General features: G+C 70.6%; 16 protein-coding genes. 9 read left to right on the forward strand and 7 right to left on the reverse strand.

Going from position 1 to position 19,268, the window contains the following annotated elements:
• Nucleotides 1-79: 79 nt before the first annotated feature.
• Both ACWD5D_RS16025 and ACWD5D_RS16030 read left to right on the forward strand, forming a co-directional pair.
• Nucleotides 80-1,081, forward strand: coding sequence for a TerC family protein (locus ACWD5D_RS16025; protein WP_451373293.1), 1,002 nt, complete (start codon nucleotides 80-82; stop codon nucleotides 1,079-1,081).
• Between the two features lie 161 nt (nucleotides 1,082-1,242).
• The gene (locus ACWD5D_RS16030) at nucleotides 1,243-2,343 is read left to right on the forward strand and encodes a calcium:proton antiporter (RefSeq protein WP_451373294.1); all 1,101 of its coding nucleotides are present in this window, start codon (nucleotides 1,243-1,245) and stop codon (nucleotides 2,341-2,343) included.
• A 14-nt stretch (nucleotides 2,344-2,357) separates the two neighbouring features.
• Here ACWD5D_RS16030 and ACWD5D_RS16035 read toward each other — a convergent pair whose 3' ends face one another.
• A complete protein-coding gene (locus ACWD5D_RS16035; protein WP_451373295.1) occupies nucleotides 2,358-3,629 on the reverse strand; it encodes an MFS transporter in 1,272 nt (423 codons plus the stop codon).
• A 210-nt stretch (nucleotides 3,630-3,839) separates the two neighbouring features.
• Between ACWD5D_RS16035 and aroQ the strand changes: the two genes are divergently transcribed.
• Nucleotides 3,840-4,313 carry a type II 3-dehydroquinate dehydratase gene (gene aroQ / locus ACWD5D_RS16040; protein WP_451373296.1) on the forward strand — a complete coding sequence of 158 codons (474 nt, stop codon included), beginning with the start codon at nucleotides 3,840-3,842 and terminating at the stop codon, nucleotides 4,311-4,313.
• A 310-nt stretch (nucleotides 4,314-4,623) separates the two neighbouring features.
• On the opposite strand, the gene ACWD5D_RS16045 is transcribed toward aroQ, so the two are convergent.
• Together ACWD5D_RS16045 and ACWD5D_RS16050 are read right to left on the reverse strand one after the other, a co-directional pair.
• Nucleotides 4,624-5,280, reverse strand: a complete 657-nt coding sequence (locus tag ACWD5D_RS16045) for an MBL fold metallo-hydrolase (RefSeq protein WP_451373297.1) — start codon at nucleotides 5,278-5,280, stop codon at nucleotides 4,624-4,626.
• A gap of 46 nt (nucleotides 5,281-5,326) precedes the next feature.
• A complete protein-coding gene (locus ACWD5D_RS16050; protein WP_451373298.1) occupies nucleotides 5,327-6,013 on the reverse strand; it encodes a maleylpyruvate isomerase family mycothiol-dependent enzyme in 687 nt (228 codons plus the stop codon).
• Between the two features lie 224 nt (nucleotides 6,014-6,237).
• Here ACWD5D_RS16050 and uvrA point away from each other — a divergent pair, with 224 nt between their 5' ends.
• Nucleotides 6,238-9,264 carry an excinuclease ABC subunit UvrA gene (gene uvrA / locus ACWD5D_RS16055; RefSeq protein ID WP_451373299.1) on the forward strand — a complete coding sequence of 1,009 codons (3,027 nt, stop codon included), beginning with the start codon at nucleotides 6,238-6,240 and terminating at the stop codon, nucleotides 9,262-9,264.
• Nucleotides 9,265-9,434: 170 nt separating this feature from the next.
• On the opposite strand, the gene ACWD5D_RS16060 is transcribed toward uvrA, so the two are convergent.
• On the reverse strand, nucleotides 9,435-10,346 hold the full coding sequence (locus ACWD5D_RS16060; RefSeq protein ID WP_451373300.1) for a carbohydrate kinase family protein: 912 nt from the start codon (nucleotides 10,344-10,346) through the stop codon (nucleotides 9,435-9,437).
• Nucleotides 10,343-11,467 carry a LacI family DNA-binding transcriptional regulator gene (locus ACWD5D_RS16065; RefSeq protein WP_451373301.1) on the reverse strand — a complete coding sequence of 375 codons (1,125 nt, stop codon included), beginning with the start codon at nucleotides 11,465-11,467 and terminating at the stop codon, nucleotides 10,343-10,345. The genes ACWD5D_RS16060 and ACWD5D_RS16065 overlap by 4 nt, the downstream gene beginning before the upstream one ends.
• 389 nt (nucleotides 11,468-11,856) lie before the next feature.
• Between ACWD5D_RS16065 and ACWD5D_RS16070 the strand changes: the two genes are divergently transcribed.
• Entirely contained in the window at nucleotides 11,857-12,285 is a 429-nt protein-coding gene (locus ACWD5D_RS16070) for a Rieske 2Fe-2S domain-containing protein (RefSeq protein WP_451373302.1), read from the forward strand.
• 80 nt (nucleotides 12,286-12,365) lie between these two features.
• On the opposite strand, the gene ACWD5D_RS16075 is transcribed toward ACWD5D_RS16070, so the two are convergent.
• Both ACWD5D_RS16075 and ACWD5D_RS16080 read right to left on the reverse strand, forming a co-directional pair.
• On the reverse strand, nucleotides 12,366-13,313 hold the full coding sequence (locus ACWD5D_RS16075) for a hypothetical protein (RefSeq protein ID WP_451373303.1): 948 nt from the start codon (nucleotides 13,311-13,313) through the stop codon (nucleotides 12,366-12,368).
• 186 nt (nucleotides 13,314-13,499) lie between these two features.
• Nucleotides 13,500-13,676 carry a hypothetical protein gene (locus ACWD5D_RS16080; protein WP_451373304.1) on the reverse strand — a complete coding sequence of 59 codons (177 nt, stop codon included), beginning with the start codon at nucleotides 13,674-13,676 and terminating at the stop codon, nucleotides 13,500-13,502.
• Here ACWD5D_RS16080 and uvrC point away from each other — a divergent pair.
• From uvrC to whiA, 4 genes are read left to right on the forward strand one after another with little or no spacing between them, the layout of a single operon-like run.
• Nucleotides 13,675-15,858 carry an excinuclease ABC subunit UvrC gene (gene uvrC / locus ACWD5D_RS16085; protein ID WP_451373305.1) on the forward strand — a complete coding sequence of 728 codons (2,184 nt, stop codon included), beginning with the start codon at nucleotides 13,675-13,677 and terminating at the stop codon, nucleotides 15,856-15,858. The two genes, ACWD5D_RS16080 and uvrC, sit on opposite strands and share 2 nt — an antisense overlap.
• Nucleotides 15,855-16,838, forward strand: a complete 984-nt coding sequence (gene rapZ, locus ACWD5D_RS16090; RefSeq protein ID WP_451373306.1) for an RNase adapter RapZ — start codon at nucleotides 15,855-15,857, stop codon at nucleotides 16,836-16,838. Before uvrC ends, rapZ begins: the two co-directional genes overlap by 4 nt.
• Entirely contained in the window at nucleotides 16,835-17,929 is a 1,095-nt protein-coding gene (locus tag ACWD5D_RS16095) for a gluconeogenesis factor YvcK family protein (protein ID WP_451373307.1), read from the forward strand. Before rapZ ends, ACWD5D_RS16095 begins: the two co-directional genes overlap by 4 nt.
• Nucleotides 17,920-18,909, forward strand: coding sequence for a DNA-binding protein WhiA (gene whiA, locus ACWD5D_RS16100; protein ID WP_451373308.1), 990 nt, complete (start codon nucleotides 17,920-17,922; stop codon nucleotides 18,907-18,909). The genes ACWD5D_RS16095 and whiA overlap by 10 nt, the downstream gene beginning before the upstream one ends.
• Nucleotides 18,910-19,268: the final 359 nt, after the last annotated feature.

The following is a 19,268-nucleotide window of genomic DNA, read 5'->3' on the forward strand; positions in this document are numbered from 1 at the left end:
CCGGCCCGTATCCGGGTGGAAGAGACCTCCGGCAGCGACAACGCTGATGTGTTTGCCGTCTCGAAATGCCGGAGGTGCAGTGGAAGTCTCCCCGACCCTGTGGGTGCTGACGATCGCGGGCCTGGCCGCCCTGATCGCGGTCGACTTCTTCATCGGTCGTAAGCCCCACAACGTGTCCATCAAGGAAGCGGGCATCTGGACCGTCGTCTGGATCGCCCTGGCCGGGCTCTTCGGTCTCGGTCTGTACGTCTTCGGCGGCGGCCGGCCGGCCGGCGAGTTCTTCGCGGGCTTCATCACCGAGAAGTCGCTGAGCGTCGACAACCTCTTCGTCTTCGTGCTGATCATGGCGAAGTTCGCGGTACCCACGCAGTACCAGCAGCGTGTTCTGCTCTTCGGCGTCCTCATAGCCCTGATCCTGCGGGCCGTGTTCATCGCCGCGGGAGCCGCGATCCTCGCCAGCTTCTCCTGGGTGTTCTACCTCTTCGGCGCCTTCCTGATCTGGACCGCCTGGAAGCTCATCCAGGAGGCCCGCGCCGAGGAGCAGGACGAGGAGTACGAGGAGAGCAAGCTGCTCAAGGCCGTCGAGCACAGGTTCGGCGTCGCCGACCGGTACCACGGCACCAAGCTGTGGATCCAGCAGAACGGCAAGCGGGTCATGACCCCGATGCTGGTCGTGATGCTCGCCCTCGGGACGACCGACGTGCTGTTCGCCCTGGACTCCATCCCTGCCATCTTCGGCCTGACCCAGGACCCGTACATCGTCTTCACCGCCAATGCCTTCGCCCTGATGGGTCTGCGGCAGCTGTACTTCCTCATCGGCGGTCTGCTGAAGAAGCTGGTCCACCTGTCGTACGGCCTGTCCGTCATCCTCGCCTTCATCGGCGTCAAGTTGGTGCTGCACGCGCTCCATGAGTCCGGTGTCCACGTCCCCGAGATCAGCACACCGGTCTCCCTCGGCGTGATCTGCGCGGTGCTGGTCGTCACCACCGTCACCAGCCTGATGGCGTCCCGGAAGCAGGCGGCCGTCGAGGCGACGCAGTCCCAGGGCGAAGGCGCGCCGAAGGACAGGGCCGACGCCTGACCGCGGCGGAAGCAGACGGCGACGCCGGGGCCCGCACCGAACCTCCACGTTCAACCGCGCCCCAGAAAGGATGAGGAAGGATCCAGCAAGAGCAGACAGAGATCAAGGCGGATCGGAAAGCGCGGAATGCGAACCCTGCGGGCGTCTGCAACCATCGCCCCATGATCACTCGGCTCAGGTCGCTCTCCACTCAGTGGACGTTCCTCGTGCCGGTGCTCGCGGTCGTCCTGCTGGTCTTCACCTGGGGCCGCAACCTGCCCGGCGCGGTCGTCGTGCTGGTGACCCTGGTCCTCGCCGTGTCCGTCCTCGCGGCGGTGCACCACGCCGAGGTGATCGCCCACCGCGTCGGGGAGCCCTTCGGCTCCCTGGTGCTGGCCATCGCCGTCACGATCATCGAGGTGGCCCTGATCGTCACCCTCATGGCAGACGGGGGCGCCAAGAGTTCCACCCTGGCCCGCGACACCGTCTTCGCCGCCGTGATGATCACCTGCAACGGCATCGTCGGTCTCTGTCTGCTCGTCGGCTCCCTGCGTCACGGCACCGCGGTGTTCAACCCCGAGGGCACCGGAGCCGCGCTGGCGACCGTGGCGACCCTGGCCACACTCAGCCTGGTGCTGCCGACGTTCACCACCAGCAAGCCCGGCCCCGAGTTCTCGTCCGTCCAGCTCACGTTCGCCGCACTGTCCTCGTTGATCCTCTACGGCCTGTTCGTGGCCACCCAGACCGTGCGGCACCGTGACTACTTCCTGCCGATCACCCGGCAGGGCGAGGTCATCACCGCCGACAGCCATGCCTCGCCTCCGTCGGCACGCGACGCCTGGATCAGCCTCGGTCTGCTCGGCCTCGCACTGATCGGCGTGGTCGGCCTGGCCAAGGGCGTGTCGCCCACCATCGAGGCCGGGGTGGAGGCGGCGGGCCTGCACCAAGCGGTCGTCGGTGTGATCATCGCGCTTCTCGTGCTGCTGCCCGAGACGATCGCCGCCGTGCGCGCCGCACGCCGCGACCGCGTGCAGACCAGCCTCAACCTCGCGCTCGGCTCGGCGATGGCCAGCATCGGCCTGACCATTCCCGCCGTCGCCCTCGCCTCCATCTGGCTGCCCGGACCGCTCGTCCTCGGACTCAGCCCGACGCACATGCTGCTCCTCGCACTGACCGTGGTCGTCAGCTCCTTGACCGTGGTCCCGGGCCGGGCGACGCCCCTCCAGGGCGGGGTCCACCTGGTGCTGTTCGCGGCCTATCTGGAACTGGCCATCAACCCGTAGCGCGGCCCGCCCGGTCAGCCCGTGACCGGCTCCGCCGCCGGTGCGGGTACCGGCCGGGTCTCCGGCAACAGCGCGAAGCAGACCAGGCTCAGCAGAGCGATGCCCGTCAGATACACGCCCACGCCCCACGGAACGCGCCCGCCGTGCGCGGCCAGCTCCGTGGCCACGATCGGGGTGAGAGCGCCGCCGAGGACCCCGCCGAGGTTGTAGCCCACGGCGGCCCCCGTGCAGCGCACCCGCGCCTCGTAGAGTTCCGGCAGATACGCGGCGACCACCGCGAACATGGTGATGAAGGCGACCAGCGCGCCCAGGATGCCGAGGAACATCAACAGCGGCTCACCGGTCGCCAGCAGCGCGACCATCGGCAGCATCCACAGCGCACACGCCGTACACCCGACCAGGCACAGGGCACGGCGTCCGTACCGGTCGCCCAGCAGCGCCATGAGGGGCGTGAGCGCTCCCTTCACCATCACGGCGGCCATGACGCAGGTCAACATGACGGTACGGCTCACGCCGAGCCGCTCCGTCGCGTACGCCAGCGACCACGTCGTCACGGCGTAGAACACGGCGTACCCGACGGCCAGCGCCCCGGCCGTCAGCAACACCAGCCGCCCGTGATGCCGCACGACCTCCACCAGCGGTACGCGCGCGTGGTCGTCGATCTCCAGGAACCGGGGACTCTCCGTGATCGACGAACGCAGCCACAGCCCGGCCAGTGCCAGCACGCCGGCGGCCCAGAACGGCACCCGCCAGCCCCACTGCGCGAACTGCGCGTCGGACAGCGACGCCGACAGCACGAGCATCACCCCGTTGGCGAGCACGAAGCCCAGCGCGGGCCCTACTTGAGGGAAGCTCGACCACAGACCGCGCCGCCCCGGGGGCGCGTGCTCGGCCGTCAGCAGCACCGCCCCGCCCCACTCCCCGCCGAGCCCCAGCCCCTGCAGAAAGCGCAGCACCAGCAGCAGCACGGGTGCGGCGACGCCGATCGACCCGTATGTCGGCACGCACCCCACCGCGACCGTGGAGGCGCCGGTCAGCAGCAGCGAGGCGACGAGCACCGGCCGCCGCCCACGCCGGTCCCCGAGGTGCCCGAACAGCACCGAGCCCAGCGGCCGGGCCGCGAACCCCACCCCGAACGTCCCGAACGCCGCCAGCGTTCCCGCCAACGGCGAGAACGTCGGGAAGAACAGCGGCCCCAGGACGAGGGCGGCCGCGGTGCCGTAGACGAAGAAGTCGTAGAACTCGATCGCGGTCCCGGTGAGCGAGGCGGCCGCGAGGCGTGACATGGAAGGGGTTCTTACGGTGTGTACACGATGCATGCCGCGTCAACTACCCACGGTGACCGGTGGTTACGGGGGCGCACGGAGTGATCACGGAGGCCGCGGCGCACGCCGGACCGACCGGCGTACGCGGCCGGTCACGCGTACCACGCACCGTGATAAACCAGGTCCGAGCAGCGGTCGCCAACGCACCGCCCCGAACGGACCGGAGGAACCGTGCCCCGCACCCTGGCCAACGCCCCGATCATGATCCTCAACGGGCCCAACCTGAACCTCCTCGGCCAGCGTCAGCCCGAGATCTACGGCAGCGACACGCTCGCCGACGTGGAGGCGATGTGCGTCAAGGCGGCGGCCACGCACGGCGGCACGGTGGACTTCCGGCAGTCCAACCACGAGGGCGAGCTGGTCGACTGGATCCACGAGGCGCGGCTGAACCACTGCGGGATCGTCATCAACCCCGGCGCCTACTCCCACACGTCGGTCGCGATTCTGGACGCACTCAACACCTGCGACGGCATGCCCGTGCTGGAGGTGCACATCTCCAACATCCACCAGCGCGAGTCGTTCCGGCACCACTCGTACGTCTCGCTGCGCGCCGACGGCGTGATCGCGGGCTGCGGGGTGCAGGGGTATGTGTTCGGCGTCGAGCGGGTCGCCGCGCTGCTGGGGGCGGCGCGCGCGGACGCGTAGTCACCCGACCGTTTCCACGGCCCCTCGCCGGGGTGGCCGGTGCATGCTAGGCACGGAAGCCCGGCCCCGGTCCGGGCGCGAGCCAGGGCCGCCGGCCATGGGCGTGGTGGGAAGGCCGACGGCCCCACCCCGCGCAGGAGCGGTGATCCCGGGCGGGGCAGTCACCAGTTGACCGCGTGACACCGGTCGTCGGGAGCGCGCACGCGAGTCCGGCGCGTGCGAAACGTTCACACGGGGCGCGCGGAATCGGCCGGTTGTCGAGTCACCCCGCTTTACGAAGGGGGGATGAGGCCAGCGCTGCCCGGCCTGCTCACCACCCGCGCGCGTGCCACGCCGGCAGCTGCGGCCGCTCCGCACCCAGCGTGGTGTCGTTCCCATGTCCGGGATAGACCCACGTCTCGTCCGGGAGCACGTCGAAGATCTTCGTCTCGACGTCATGGATCAGGCTGGCGAAGGCCTCGGGGTCCTTGTGGGTGTTGCCGACGCCGCCCGGGAAGAGACAGTCGCCGGTGAAGACGTGCGCGTGGCCGTGCGGGTCGTCGTAGACCAGCGCGATCGAGCCCGGCGTGTGCCCGACGAGGCGGCGCGCCGTCAGTTCCACCTGCCCGACCCTGATGACGTCGCCGTCGTCGACCGGGACGTCGGTGGGCACCGGGATGCCGGGCGTGTCCTCCCGGCCGGCGTACGTGCGAGCGCCCGTGGCCGCGACGACCTCGGCGAGAGCCTGCCAGTGGTCCCCGTGTCGATGAGTGGTGACGACGGACGCGATGCCGTCGTCACCGATCATGGAGAGGAGCGTATGCGCCTCGTTTGCCGCGTCGATCAGCAACTGCTCGTCGGTGGCCCGGCAGCGCAGCAGATAGGCGTTGTTGTCCATCGGGCCGACCGCGATCTTGGTGATCATCAGGTCTTTGAGCTCGTGCACGTCCGCCGGTCCGCCGACCCGGACCTCTCCGCTGTACGTCATGTCGATCAGCCTATAGCGGCGGAGCGCCCGGCGGACCGCCCTCGCGCTAGAGAGGGGGCAGCGTCGGCAGCGCTCCGCCCTTCGTCTCCAGTGCGGCACTCTCGCGGCGGCCCGCGAGCCAGCCCAACACGTCGGCGGACGTGCCGCTGACCGTGACCTCGGGCTCGGGCGCCTCGCGTCCCGTGCTCCACGCGCGCGTGCCGTCCGTGACGCGGGTCGCCGGGACTTCGGGGTGCCCGGAGAATCGCTGGGCCAGGAACTCGATCTCGCGCTGCGTGAACTCCGGCGGAAGATCCTCCAGCTCGTAGCCGATCCCGAGGTCCACGTGGTGCAGCTCGACCTCGGCCCACCGGCGGAAGGGCACCCGGGACGCGGAGTCGGTGACGCCGTTGCGCAGCTCCACCGTGCGCGACCAGTCGGCCGGCACGGCCCCCGCCTGCTGGAAACGGGCGGCGCTCTCGCGCACGTCGGTGATCTGGACGTCCAGGGGGCGCGGGGCACCCTCCTCGATGTCCCCGTCGCGCGCATCGGCGCTTGTGTACATGGGACGGCCATCGAGGACGTTCACGAGTGCGTCGGCGTTGCGGGCGAGGTGGGCGAAGATGTGCCCACGGGTCCAGCCGGGAAGCCGTGACGGCTCGGCGGACGACGCGTTGTCCAGTCTGGCGACAGCGATAAGGAGCCGTTCCGTCGCGTCACGTACACATGCCAGGTCATGAGCGTGATCCATCATGACCCTGACCCTAGACCTGCCACACCTTCGGGTGAAGCTGGTGAAGCCCGCCCGCAAATCGAAAGCACGTGCTATATCGTCGGGGGTGGCGTCGGGCATGCTGGATGGTCGGGGATTGTTATGCGACCGGGAATCCGACCGGCGTTGTCAGTGGCTCCCCCTAGTCTCGAAGAAGCACGGGGGCCCCGCCCCTGTCACTTCTCTCAAGAAAGGTGCGGACCGGCGTGGCCGACCGTCTCATCGTCCGTGGCGCGCGCGAGCACAACCTCAAGAATGTCTCGCTCGACCTGCCGCGCGACTCGCTCATCGTCTTCACGGGCCTGTCTGGGTCGGGCAAGTCCTCACTGGCCTTCGACACGATCTTCGCCGAGGGGCAGCGGCGCTACGTGGAGTCGCTCTCCTCGTACGCCCGGCAGTTCCTCGGCCAGATGGACAAGCCGGACGTCGACTTCATCGAGGGCCTGTCGCCCGCCGTGTCCATCGACCAGAAGTCGACCTCGCGCAACCCGCGCTCGACGGTCGGCACCATCACCGAGGTCTACGACTACCTGCGCCTGCTGTTCGCGCGCATCGGCAAGCCGCACTGTCCCGAGTGTGGCCGCCCGATCTCGCGCCAGTCGCCGCAGGCCATCGTCGACAAGGTCCTGGAGTTGCCGGAGGGCAGCCGCTTCCAGGTGCTGTCGCCGTTGGTGCGCGAGCGCAAGGGCGAGTTCGTGGACCTGTTCGCCGACCTGCAGACCAAGGGCTACTCACGCGCACGCGTGGACGGCGAGACCATCCAGCTGTCCGACCCGCCGACCCTGAAGAAGCAGGAGAAGCACACCATCGAGGTGGTCGTGGACCGCCTCACGGTGAAGGAGTCCGCCAAGCGGCGCCTCACCGACTCCGTGGAGACCGCCCTCGGCCTGTCCGGCGGCATGATCGTGCTCGACTTCGTGGACCTCCCCGAGGACGACCCCGAGCGCGAGCGCATGTACTCGGAGCACCTGTACTGCCCGTACGACGACCTGTCCTTCGAGGAGCTGGAGCCGCGCTCCTTCTCCTTCAACTCGCCCTTCGGCGCCTGCCCCGAGTGCACCGGCATCGGTACGCGCATGGAGGTCGACCCCGAGCTGATCGTCCCGGACGAGGACAAGTCCCTGGACGAGGGCGCCATCCACCCCTGGTCGCACGGGCACACCAAGGACTATTTCGGCCGTCTGATCGGTGCCCTTGCCGACGCGCTCGGCTTCCGCACCGACATCCCCTTCGCGGGTCTGCCGCAGCGTGCCAAGAAGGCCCTCCTCTACGGCCACAAGACCCAGATCGAGGTCCGCTACCGCAACCGTTACGGCCGCGAGCGCGTGTACACCACGCCCTTCGAGGGCGCGGTGCCGTTCGTGAAGCGCCGGCACAGCGAGGCCGAGAGCGACGCCAGCCGCGAGCGCTTCGAGGGCTACATGCGCGAGGTGCCCTGCCCCTCCTGCCAGGGCACGCGCCTGAAGCCGATCGTCCTCGCGGTCACGATCATGGACAAGTCGATCGCCGAGGTCTCCGCGATGTCGATCAGCGACTGCGCGGACTTCCTGGGCCGGCTGACGCTGAACGCCCGCGACAAGAAGATCGCCGAGCGAGTGCTCAAGGAGGTCAACGAGCGGCTGCGGTTCCTGGTCGACGTCGGCCTGGACTACCTCTCCCTCAACCGCGCTGCCGGCACCCTCTCCGGCGGCGAGGCACAGCGCATCCGCCTGGCCACCCAGATCGGTTCCGGCCTCGTCGGCGTCCTCTACGTCCTGGACGAGCCGTCCATCGGCCTGCACCAGCGCGACAACCACCGGCTGATCGAGACCCTGGTCCGGCTGCGCGACATGGGCAACACGCTCATCGTGGTCGAGCACGACGAGGACACCATCAAGGTCGCCGACTGGATCGTGGACATCGGCCCCGGCGCCGGTGAGCACGGCGGCAAGGTCGTACACAGCGGTAACCTGAAGGAACTGCTCGCCAACACCGAGTCGCAGACCGGCCAGTACCTCTCCGGCCGCAAGTCGATCCCGGTCCCGGAGGTGCGGCGGCCCCGCGACCTGTCCCGGCACCTGACCGTGCACGGCGCCCGCGAGAACAACCTGCGGGACATCGACGTGTCATTCCCGCTGGGCCTGTTCACGGCCGTCACGGGCGTGTCCGGGTCCGGCAAGTCCACGCTGGTCAACGACATCCTGTACACGCACCTGGCCCGTGAGCTCAACGGCGCACGCAGTGTCCCCGGGCGCCACACACGCGTGGACGGCGACGACCTCGTCGACAAGGTCGTGCACGTCGACCAGTCGCCCATCGGCCGCACCCCGCGGTCCAACCCGGCGACCTACACCGGCGTCTTCGACCACATCCGCAAGCTGTTCGCCGAGACCACCGAGGCGAAGGTCCGCGGCTACCTGCCCGGACGCTTCTCCTTCAACGTCAAGGGCGGCCGCTGCGAGAACTGCGCGGGCGACGGCACGATCAAGATCGAGATGAACTTCCTCCCGGACGTCTACGTCCCGTGCGAGGTCTGCCACGGCGCCCGGTACAACCGGGAGACCCTGGAGGTCCACTACAAGGGCAAGTCCATCGCCGAGGTCCTGAACATGCCGATCGAGGAGGCGACCGATTTCTTCGAGGCCGTCCCCGCGATCTCCCGGCACCTGAGGACCCTGAAGGACGTCGGCCTCGGCTACGTCCGGCTCGGCCAGTCCGCGACCACCCTGTCCGGCGGTGAGGCGCAGCGCGTGAAGCTCGCCAGCGAGCTGCAGAAGCGCTCCACCGGACGCACGGTGTACGTCCTGGACGAGCCGACCACCGGTCTGCACTTCGAGGACATCAGCAAGCTGCTGAAGGTCCTCGCCGGGCTGGTCGACAAGGGCAACACGGTCATCGTCATCGAGCACAACCTCGACGTGATCAAGACCGCGGACTGGGTCGTCGACATGGGACCGGAGGGCGGTGCGGGCGGCGGTCTGGTGGTCGCCGAGGGCACGCCCGAAGAGGTCGCCGGCGTTCCGGCCAGCCACACCGGCAAGTTCCTGCGCGAGGTCCTCGGCGCGGACCGCATCAGCGACGCCGCGCCGGTGAAGGTGCCGCGCCCCGCCTCGCCCAGGACGACGGTTGCGGCCAAGGCGGCGGCGAAGAAGACGGTGACGGCCAAGGCCAACAACACGGCGACCAAGAAGGCCGCCGAGGCCACGAAGAAGACGGCGGCGGCGAAGAAGACCACGCGGGCCCGCAAGGCCTGAGGAGGAGTCAGACCCTGTCCTGACATAACATCGAAAAACCGGCGCCCCGCGGGAACTCCCGGCGGGGCGCCGTTCGTTCCCTCATCAGCCACCCCGGTTCTGCGGTTCGAGGGCTTCCCGCACCGCAGAACCGGCCGCACCTTGACAGCACAACAGGGGAAACAGACCGGTCAGAGCTCGCCCAGCTCAGCCGCGTAGGGCGGCTCCGCCCCCGCCCGCGAGCAGGTGATCGCCGCCGCACGCGCAGCGAACCGCAGCAGCCGGGTCCAGCCGTCCCCGCCCAGGGCGGCGAGTGCCGCCGGTGACAGCGCGTCCTGGACGGACAGGCCGTGCAGCAGGGCAGCGTTCACCGTGTCGCCGGCGCCGATGGTGTCCACGACCTCGACCTTCTCGCCCGGTACGGAATACTCCCCGCCGTCCCGGGTGAAGACGGTCAGGCCGTCACCGCCCCGCGTGACCACCACGGCCGAAGGTCCCGAGGCCAGCCATTCGCGAGGGGTGCCGCCCAGCCACTCGGCGTCCTCGGCGGACAGCTTCAGCAGCGTGACCGAGGGCAGCCAGCTCCGGAAACGTGCCCGGTAGGCGTCCGCGTCCGGGATCAGTCCCGCCCGGATGTTGGGGTCGAGGGCGGTGAACACGCCCTGCCCTGCGGCGGTCCGCATCAACTCCTCGTAGGCGCTCGCACCCGGCTCCAGGACGAGCGACAGGGTGCCGAAGGACACCGCCCGTGTGCCGGTGGGCAGACCGGACGGGGTGCTGAACAGGCGGTCGGCCGTGCCCTCGACGTAGAAGGAGTAGGCGGCCGAGCCCCCGGCGTCGATGGTGGCGACCGCGAGCGTGGTCGGCTCCGTGCCGCGCTGCACGCCGGACACATCCACCCCGGCCCTGTGCAGCCCGTCGAGCAGGGCCTCGCCGAAGGTGTCGTACGACGTGCGGGAGTAGAAGGCGGTGGCCGACTCGAGGCGGCCGAGGGCCACGGCGGTGTTGTACGGGCCGCCGCCGAGCGCCGGCTTCAGGTCTGCCAGGGCGCCCGGGCCCTGCGGTACCAGGTCGATCAGTGCCTCACCGGCGACGACGATCACGGGGCGGATCCCTTCTTGGACTGCGCGGATGGTTCGGTTCGGTTCCCGGCGTCGGTTCGATTCCCGGCGTCGGTCGTCGGGTGGTTTCCGGCTTCGCCCGGCTCCTCCGGGCACCCGCAGGAGGTGCGGTGGACGAAGGCACAGGGCAGCCGTACGGTGCGGGCGGGTCGGTCAGGCGTGGCCAGTCGGTCCAGGAGCACCCGGGCCGCCTCTGCACCGATCTCCCTGCTGGGCTGGGCGATGGCGGTGAGCCGGGGGGAGAACAGGTCGGCCCAGGCGAAGTCGTCGAAGCAGCACAGGGCGATGTCGTCCGGCACGCTCAGGCCCTGTCGGCGCAGGGCGCGCAGGGCCCCGATGGTCATCGTGTTGTTGGCGGTGACGAGAGCCGTGGGCGGATCCACGCGGGAGAGGAGATCGGCCGTGGCACGCTCGGCGCCGGCCGACTCGGAGCTGCCGGACACCACGAGATCGTCGGCATGGCCGAGACCGGCGGCGGTGAGGCCCTGGCGGTAGCCGTTGATGCGCTCGCTGGTGGTGCTGAGTCCGGGCAGGCCGGCGACGAGGCCGATGCGGCGGTGGCCCAGCTCGGCGAGGTGGGCCACCAGACGGGCCATGGAGTCGGCGTTCTCGGCGCAGACCTGGTCGAAAGGGGCCTGTCCGGCGCCGGTGCCGGTCGTGATCACGCGGTCCAGGAACACGGTCGGTACGGCATGACGGCTCAGGTACACCATGAGGCCGTGCGGGTCGGCGGAGGGAGCGACGATCATGCCGTCGACCCGGCGCTCGTGCAGGAGGTGGGCGACCTTCAGTTCGTGCTCGGGATCGTCGTGCGGGTCGGCGATGAGCAGGCTGTAGCCCGCGTCCAGGGCGGCGGCCTCGACACCCTGCAGGATCTCCGTGAAGTACGGGTTGCTGATCGCCGACACCGCGAGGCCGATGGAGCGGGTGCGTGAGGTCACCAGGGAACGGGCGAGGGTGTTAGGCGTGTAGCCGAGCGCGTCGACGGCGTCCAGCACGGCCTGGCGGGTGTGGGGCAGTACCGGACGCGTGCCGTTGAGCACGTGGGAGACGGTCGCCACGGAGACCCCGGCACTCCGGGCGACGTCGGCCATGGTGGGCATCGTGCTACCTCCTCCCAGGGGCTGGTGGGTCGGTGACCGCTGCGGCGATCCGGTGAGCGCCGCGGGAGTTCCCGGCCGGTCCGATGGCCACCGGCCCGCGACATCTCTGCCGACCGGTGACCTCTGTGCCGGCCGTGAGGCTTCCCGGACCTCCCTGCCGACTGCGGGACCTCCCGGGCGGGAAGGTACCCCATCCACGGCACACGCGTAAACGCTTGCGTAAGCGTTTACGCGCGACACTCGGCCTCCACCCGCCTCTCCATCCGGTGCCCGCTCGCCCCCTCCGACGCTCCCGCGCTCCCCCTCCCGTGCACCGCCCCCGCCCCCGGTGCCGTCGTTCTGTCCGGGTATCGTCGGCTTCCCCGTCCCTCGGACCAGTGGAGACACAGATGCCCGCCCGACCGTCCGCGAGTCGTCGTACCATCCTTCGAGGGGCCGCCGTGGCTCCGGTCGCCGGGCTCGGACTGGCCGCCTGCTCGGCTCCCGGCGACAGTGAATCCACTGCGGCGACCCCGACAGCGCCCGTCGACCTCGGAGCCGAGAGCGAGGTCGCGAAGGGCGGCGCCAAGCTGTACCGGGACCACAACGTGGTGGTCAGCAGGGACGAGAGCGGCACCCTCAAGGCGTACAGCACGATCTGCACGCACGCGGGGTGCCCGATCAACAAGCTCCAGGGGACGACTCTGATCTGCCCGTGTCACGGCAGCGAGTTCGACGCCCTGACCGGCAAGGTGGTCCACACGCCGGCCACCGTGCCGTTGAACGAGCTTCCGGTGAAGACGGCGAAGGGCAGGGTCATCGCCGGTCCGGAGGCCTGACCGACTTGCGTGGCCGGGCGGGGATCACCCACCTCCCCCCTCTCACCCGATCTCGACAGTGACCGAGGGCTCCCGACGGTTCACTCCCACTCCCAGCCGATGCCGACCATGCCCGGCCGGATCCGGGGTTCGACCAGGTGGACACTGAGGTGCGGACGGCTGAGGGGGAGTTCCTGGTGGCCGCCGCGGAGGGCCGTGGGCGCGTGCTGGGCGAAGCGGTGACAGCGGGCCGGCAGGGCGCCCGCGTCGAAGCGGACCTGGAGGGCGTACTGGCCGCCGGGTGAGCCGTAGCGGTGGACGTACTCGCGTGAGACCCCGGCGGTGCCGTCGACGACCTCGTACCGGAAGAGGAAGGTGTCGCCGGAGCGCAGCCGGGTGTCGAAGAGGATCTCGGCCAGCAGCACGCCTGTGTCATGGTCCGGGCGGACACGTCCGGTGCGGCAGTTCTCCAGGGCGTGGACGGCCATGTCGCGTGGGCTGCACCCGGGGTCGCCGTGATGGACGGCGACGTAGCGGTCCACGCCGTCGCGAAGGGCCCGCACGATGTGCTGGGACTCGCGGCCGGCGAGTTCGCGGCGGGCGCCGACGCGGACGCGTTCGTGATGGCCCAGGGTGTACAGACCGCTGTCGAGGGACCAGCCCGGCTCGGCCAGGAGCCGGGACAGGACGTCGGAGGTCTCGATCGGGGAGCCGAAGGAGCGGGGCGCCGGACGACTGGTCTCCGAGGGGGTGTCCGCCTCGGCGAGCAGCCGGATCAGGGATGCCTCAGGCAGCCGGAGGATCTCCTCCAGCGCGCGGACGGCGCGGAGCGACTCGGGTCGTTGTGGGCGGCGGGCACCCTGCTGCCAGTAACTCAGGCTGGTCACACCGACCTTGATCCCGTGGCGCGACAGATGGTGCTGCACGCGCTGGAGCGGCAGCCCGCGGGCGGCGATCGCGGCGCGCAACGCCACGTGGAAGGGGCCTCTCCGCAGGGCCCTGTCCAGTTCCGTGGGGGTGACGTCCGCGTGCTCTGTGGCATGCCGCATGCACAGAAGCCTTTCTGTGAGGTGTCACCACGGCTGGTCAGACCGTGTGCGCCGGTTCCGGGGCCGCCCGGCGGGCACGGGGGCGCCGGTACGCGGGTGTGCCGTACCTGTGTGCCGGTGTGCACGGCCCCGAGTTCCCCCGCATTGAAGCGTGTTGACCAGACCCCGACAACACCTCGGACGCCTTCACGGCGACTCTGGCCGGGTCGTGCCCCTTCGGCGTTCGCTCGGGGGCGCGCCGGTCCTGCGCACCTCGGCCTCGGCGCCCGGCGCGAAGATCACCGCGTGGCCGGGGATCATGGGCGCGGGCGTTGTCCCCAGGCCCGACGCGGTGTCGGTGCTCGCCAGTAGGGTGTGAGACATGGCCGACCCCTCCAGCTATCGCCCCAGGCCGGGTGAGATCCCGGACTCTCCCGGGGTGTACAGGTTCCGTGACGAGCACCGCCGGGTGATCTACGTCGGGAAGGCGAAAAGCCTGCGCCAGCGCCTGGCGAACTACTTCCAGGACCTTTCGAACCTGCACCCGCGCACCCGGACGATGGTGACCACCGCAGCGTCCGTGGAGTGGACGGTCGTGTCCACGGAGGTCGAGGCCCTTCAGCTGGAGTACTCCTGGATCAAGGAGTACGACCCCCGGTTCAACGTCAAGTACCGCGACGACAAGAGCTACCCGTACCTCGCGGTGACGATGAACGAGGAGTTCCCGCGCGTGCAGGTGATGCGCGGTCACAAGAAGAAGGGCGTGCGGTACTTCGGGCCGTACGGCCACGCCTGGGCCATCCGCGACACCGTCGACCTGCTGCTGCGCGTCTTCCCGGTGCGCACCTGCTCGGCGGGTGTCTTCCGGAACGCGGCCCGTACCGGCCGCCCCTGCCTGCTCGGTTACATCGGCAAGTGCTCCGCCCCGTGTGTGGGCCGGATCACCCCCGAGGACCACTGGGACCTGGCCGAGGAGTTCTGCGACTTCATGGCCGGTCGCACCGGCACCTACCTCCGCCGTCTGGAGCAGCAGATGGCGGAGGCGGCCGAGGAGATGGAGTACGAGCGGGCCGCCCGCCTGCGCGACGACATCGGGGCCCTGAAGAAGGCCATGGAGAAGAGCGCGGTCGTGCTCACCGACGCGACCGACGCCGACCTCATCGCGGTGGCCGAGGACGAGCTGGAGGCGGCCGTCCAGATCTTCCACGTGCGCGGCGGACGGGTACGCGGCCAGCGTGGCTGGGTCACCGACAAGGTCGAGGAGATCACCACCGGAGCCCTCGTCGAGCACGCCCTGCAGCAGCTCTACGGCGAGGAGACCGGGGACGCCGTCCCCAAGGAGGTCCTGGTCCCGGCCCTGCCCGAGCCGGTCGAGCCGGTCCAGGAGTGGCTGACCGGCCGCCGCGGGTCGAACGTCTCGCTGCGCATCCCGCAGCGCGGTGACAAGAAGGCGCTCATGGAGACCGTGCAGCGCAACGCCCAGCAGGCCCTCGTCCTGCACAAGACCAAGCGCGCCTCCGACCTGACCACGCGCTCGCGGGCCCTGGAGGAGATCGCCGAGGCCCTCGACCTGGACAGCGCCCCGCTGCGCATCGAGTGCTACGACATCTCGCACCTCCAGGGCGACGACGTCGTCGCCTCCATGGTCGTCTTCGAGGACGGGCTCCAGCGCAAGAGCGAGTACCGCCGTTTCCAGATCAGGGGCTTCGCCGGTCAGGACGACGTCCGCTCCATGCACGAGGTGATCACCCGCCGCTTCCGGCGTTACCTCGCCGAGAAGGAGAAGACGGGGGAGTGGGCCGACGGCGCGGACACCCCCACCGACGGTGAGCACACGTCCATCGACGGCGAGCACGCGCCCACCGGCGGCGGGACCCCGCTGGTCGCCGGCGAGCACGCGCCCACTGGCGGCGGGACCCCGCTCGTCGACGGCGATGCCCTCACCGCCTCTCTGACCGTCTCGCTCAAGGACGATGACGGCCGCCCCAGGAAGTTCGCGTATCCGCCGCAGCTCGTCGTGGTCGACGGCGGGCAGCCGCAGGTCGCGGCGGCCCGGCGCGCCCTGGACGAGCTGGGCATCGACGACATCGCCGTGTGCGGCCTCGCGAAGCGCCTGGAGGAGGTCTGGGTGCCGGGCGAGGACGACCCGGTGGTCCTGCCCCGCACCAGCGAGGGCCTCTATCTGCTGCAGCGCGTCCGCGACGAGGCCCACCGCTTCGCGATCACCTACCAGCGCGCCAAGCGCGCCAAGCGCTTCCGCTCCAGTCCCCTGGACGACGTGCCCGGTCTCGGCGACACCCGCAAACAGGCGCTCATCAAGCATTTCGGCTCGGTGAAGAAGCTACGCTCCGCCACAATCGAGCAGATCCAGGAGGTGCCCGGGATAGGCCGCAAGACGGCGGAGACCATCGCCGATGCCCTTGCCCAGGCGGCTCCGGCCGCACCAGCCGTGAACACGGCGACCGGAGAGATCATTGATGACGAGGAACCCGACGCGACGGCGGGCTCCTCGGGGGAGCCCGCGACCGCGGGCGTCCCGGACGGACGACGGGGGCAGGAGCCATGACCGAGCACGACGCACAGCCCACACCGGAGCGAGAACAGGCAGCCGGTGAACCGCAGAACGCGGTGCACGAAAACGGAGCACAGGTGACCACGGACGTCACGCCGGCCGGGGCCGAGGCGGCCATCCCCGAGCTGGTGATCATCTCCGGTATGTCCGGAGCGGGCCGCTCGACCGCGGCGAAGTGCCTGGAGGACCTGGGCTGGTTCGTCGTCGACAACCTCCCGCCCGCCCTGATCCCCACCATGGTGGAACTGGGCGCCCGCTCCCAGGGCAACGTGGCACGGATCGCGGTCGTCGTCGACGTGCGCGGCCGGCGCTTCTTCGACAACCTGCGCGAGTCCCTCGCCGACCTCGACACCCGGAACGTGACCAGGCGGATCGTTTTCCTGGAGTCCTCGGACGAGGCGCTGGTGCGCCGCTTCGAGTCGGTGCGCCGCCCGCACCCCCTCCAGGGCGACGGCCGCATCGTCGACGGCATCGCCGCCGAACGCGAGCTGCTGCGCGAGCTGCGCGGCGACGCCGACCTGGTGATCGACACCTCGAGCCTCAACGTGCACGAGCTGCGCGCGAAGATGGACGCCCAGTTCGCAGGCGACGAGGAGCCCGAGCTGCGGGCCACCGTGATGTCCTTCGGATTCAAGTACGGCTTGCCGGTGGACGCCGACCTGGTCGCGGACATGCGGTTCCTGCCCAACCCGCACTGGGTCCCGGAGCTGCGCCCGTTCACCGGCCTCAACGAGGAGGTCGCCGCGTACGTCTTCAACCAGCCCGGCGCCAAGGAGTTCCTCGACCGGTACGCCGAGCTGCTGCGCCTCATCGCGGCGGGTTACCGGCGCGAGGGCAAGCGGTACGTGACCATCGCCATCGGCTGTACCGGCGGCAAACACCGCTCGGTGGCGGTGTCGGAGAAGCTCGCCGCGCGCCTCGCGGCCGAGGGTGTGGAGACGGTGGTCGTACACCGGGACATGGGACGGGAATGACGGAACGCACACCGCGGCTGAGCAGGCTGCGCCGGATGGTGCCGGAGGGCCGCCCGAGCCGCGCGACGGCGGAGGCCCGCACGGCGCGGCCCGCCGAGGCCCGCGGCGGCCGCCCCCGCAGGCGCGGCGCCCAGCCCAAGGTCGTCGCCCTCGGCGGCGGCATGGGCCTGTCCGCCTCGCTGGCCGCGCTGCGCCGGATCACCGGCGACCTCACCGCCGTGGTCACGGTGGCCGACGACGGCGGCTCCAGCGGGCGCCTGCGCGACGAGCTGGGCGTACTCCCGCCCGGCGACCTGCGCAAGGCGCTGGCTGCGCTGTGCGGCGACGACGACTGGGGCCAGACCTGGGCCCGTGTCATCCAGCACCGCTTCCATTCCCAGGGCGATCTGCACGACCACGCGGTGGGCAACCTGCTGATCGTCGCCCTGTGGGAGCAGCTCGGCGATCATGTGCAGGCCCTGGACCTGGTCGGCAAGCTGCTCGGCGCGCACGGGCGCGTGCTGCCCATGTCCGCCGTGCCGCTGGAGCTCCAGGCCCTGGTCAAGGGGCACGACCCAAAGCGGCCCGAGGACGTGGACACCGTCCGCGGCCAGGCCACCGTGGCCCTCACACCGGGCGAGGTCCAGTCGGTGCACCTGGTGCCGAACGACCCGCCGGCCGTCCCCGAGGCCGTGGCCGCCGTACGGGACGCGGACTGGGTGGTGCTCGGCCCCGGTTCCTGGTTCTCCTCGGTCATCCCGCACCTGCTCGTCCCCGAACTGCTGGACGCGCTCACCGAGACCAAGGCCCGCAAGGTCCTCTCCCTGAACCTCGCTCCGCAGCCGGGAGAAACCGAGGGCTTCTCCCCGCAGCGTCATTTGGAGGTTTTGGGGCGACACGCCCCTAAACTCGCCCTGGACGTGGTGCTGGCCGACGAGGCCGCCGTGCCCGACCGGGACTCGCTCACCGAGGCCGCCAAGCGGCTCGGAGCCGCGGTCGAGCTGGCCCCGGTGGCCCGGACCGACGGAAGCCCCCGGCACGACCCGGAGCTGTTGGCCGCCGCGTACGACCGTATTTTTCGGATGCATGGAAGGATCGGCCCATGGCGATGACGGCAGCGGTGAAGGACGAGATCTCCCGGCTTCCCGTCACCCGGACCTGCTGCAGGAAGGCGGAGGTCTCCGCCATTCTGCGGTTCGCCGGCGGCCTCCACCTGGTGAGCGGGCGCATCGTGATCGAGGCGGAGCTGGACACCGCGATGGCGGCCCGGCGCCTCAAGCGGGACATCCTGGAGATCTTCGGCCACAGCTCCGAACTGATCGTGATGGCGCCCGGCGGGCTGCGTCGCGGTTCGCGCTACGTCGTGCGCGTGGTCGCCGGCGGCGACCAGCTGGCCCGCCAGACCGGCCTGGTCGACGGCCGGGGACGCCCGATCCGCGGGCTGCCCCCGCAGGTGGTCTCGGGGGCCACCTGTGACGCGGAGGCGGCCTGGCGCGGAGCCTTCCTGGCGCACGGCTCGCTGACCGAACCCGGCCGCTCCTCCTCCCTCGAGGTCACCTGCCCGGGTCCCGAGGCCGCGCTCGCCCTGGTCGGCGCGGCCCGCCGGCTGTCCATCGCGGCGAAGGCCCGTGAGGTGCGCGGGGTGGACCGGGTGGTCGTCCGCGACGGTGACGCCATCGGTGCCCTGCTCACCCGCCTCGGCGCGCACGAGTCCGTGCTGGCCTGGGAGGAGCGCCGGATGCGGCGCGAGGTGCGGGCCACCGCCAACCGGCTGGCCAACTTCGACGACGCCAACCTGCGCCGCTCGGCCCGCGCGGCCGTGGCCGCCGGTGCCCGGGTCCAGCGGGCCCTGGAGATCCTCGGCGAGGAGGTTCCCGAGCACCTCGCCGCTGCCGGGCGGCTGCGGATGGAGCACAAGCAGGCCTCCCTGGAGGAGCTGGGCGCGCTCGCCGACCCGCCGCTGACCAAGGACGCGGTCGCCGGCCGGATCCGCCGACTGCTGGCGATGGCGGACAAGCGCGCCTCCGATCTGGGTATCCCGGGCACGGAGGCCAACCTGTCCGAGGAGCTGGCGGAGAACCTGGCCGGTTAGCCGACGCGGCGTCAAACCGCCGGTGCCGGCGCCCGTTCGGGTGGTCGGCACCGGCAATTTTGTGTCCGTGAGACGTTCGCTCATGTGCACGAGACCGCCTCAGCTCGGTCGTGTGATGGGCTGGAACAAGGTCGGCGGCGCCTTGACCAGACCGGGACGGCAGGGAGGCCGACCTCCGCAAGGTGGTCCGACGCAGGGAACTCGAGTACCGCGTCGACGGCGGCCGTACGCACGACCGGACGCTGCGGCCCCGGAAGGGCGGTGAGAGGTACGGCGGCGCCGACAGCCTCTATGTGGCCGAAGTGTGGTTCACACGCTCGGCGCGCTCGAGCACTTCAGGGCCGTCGCGTACTACTCCC

The organism is Streptomyces sp. NPDC002520, assembly GCF_053595235.1.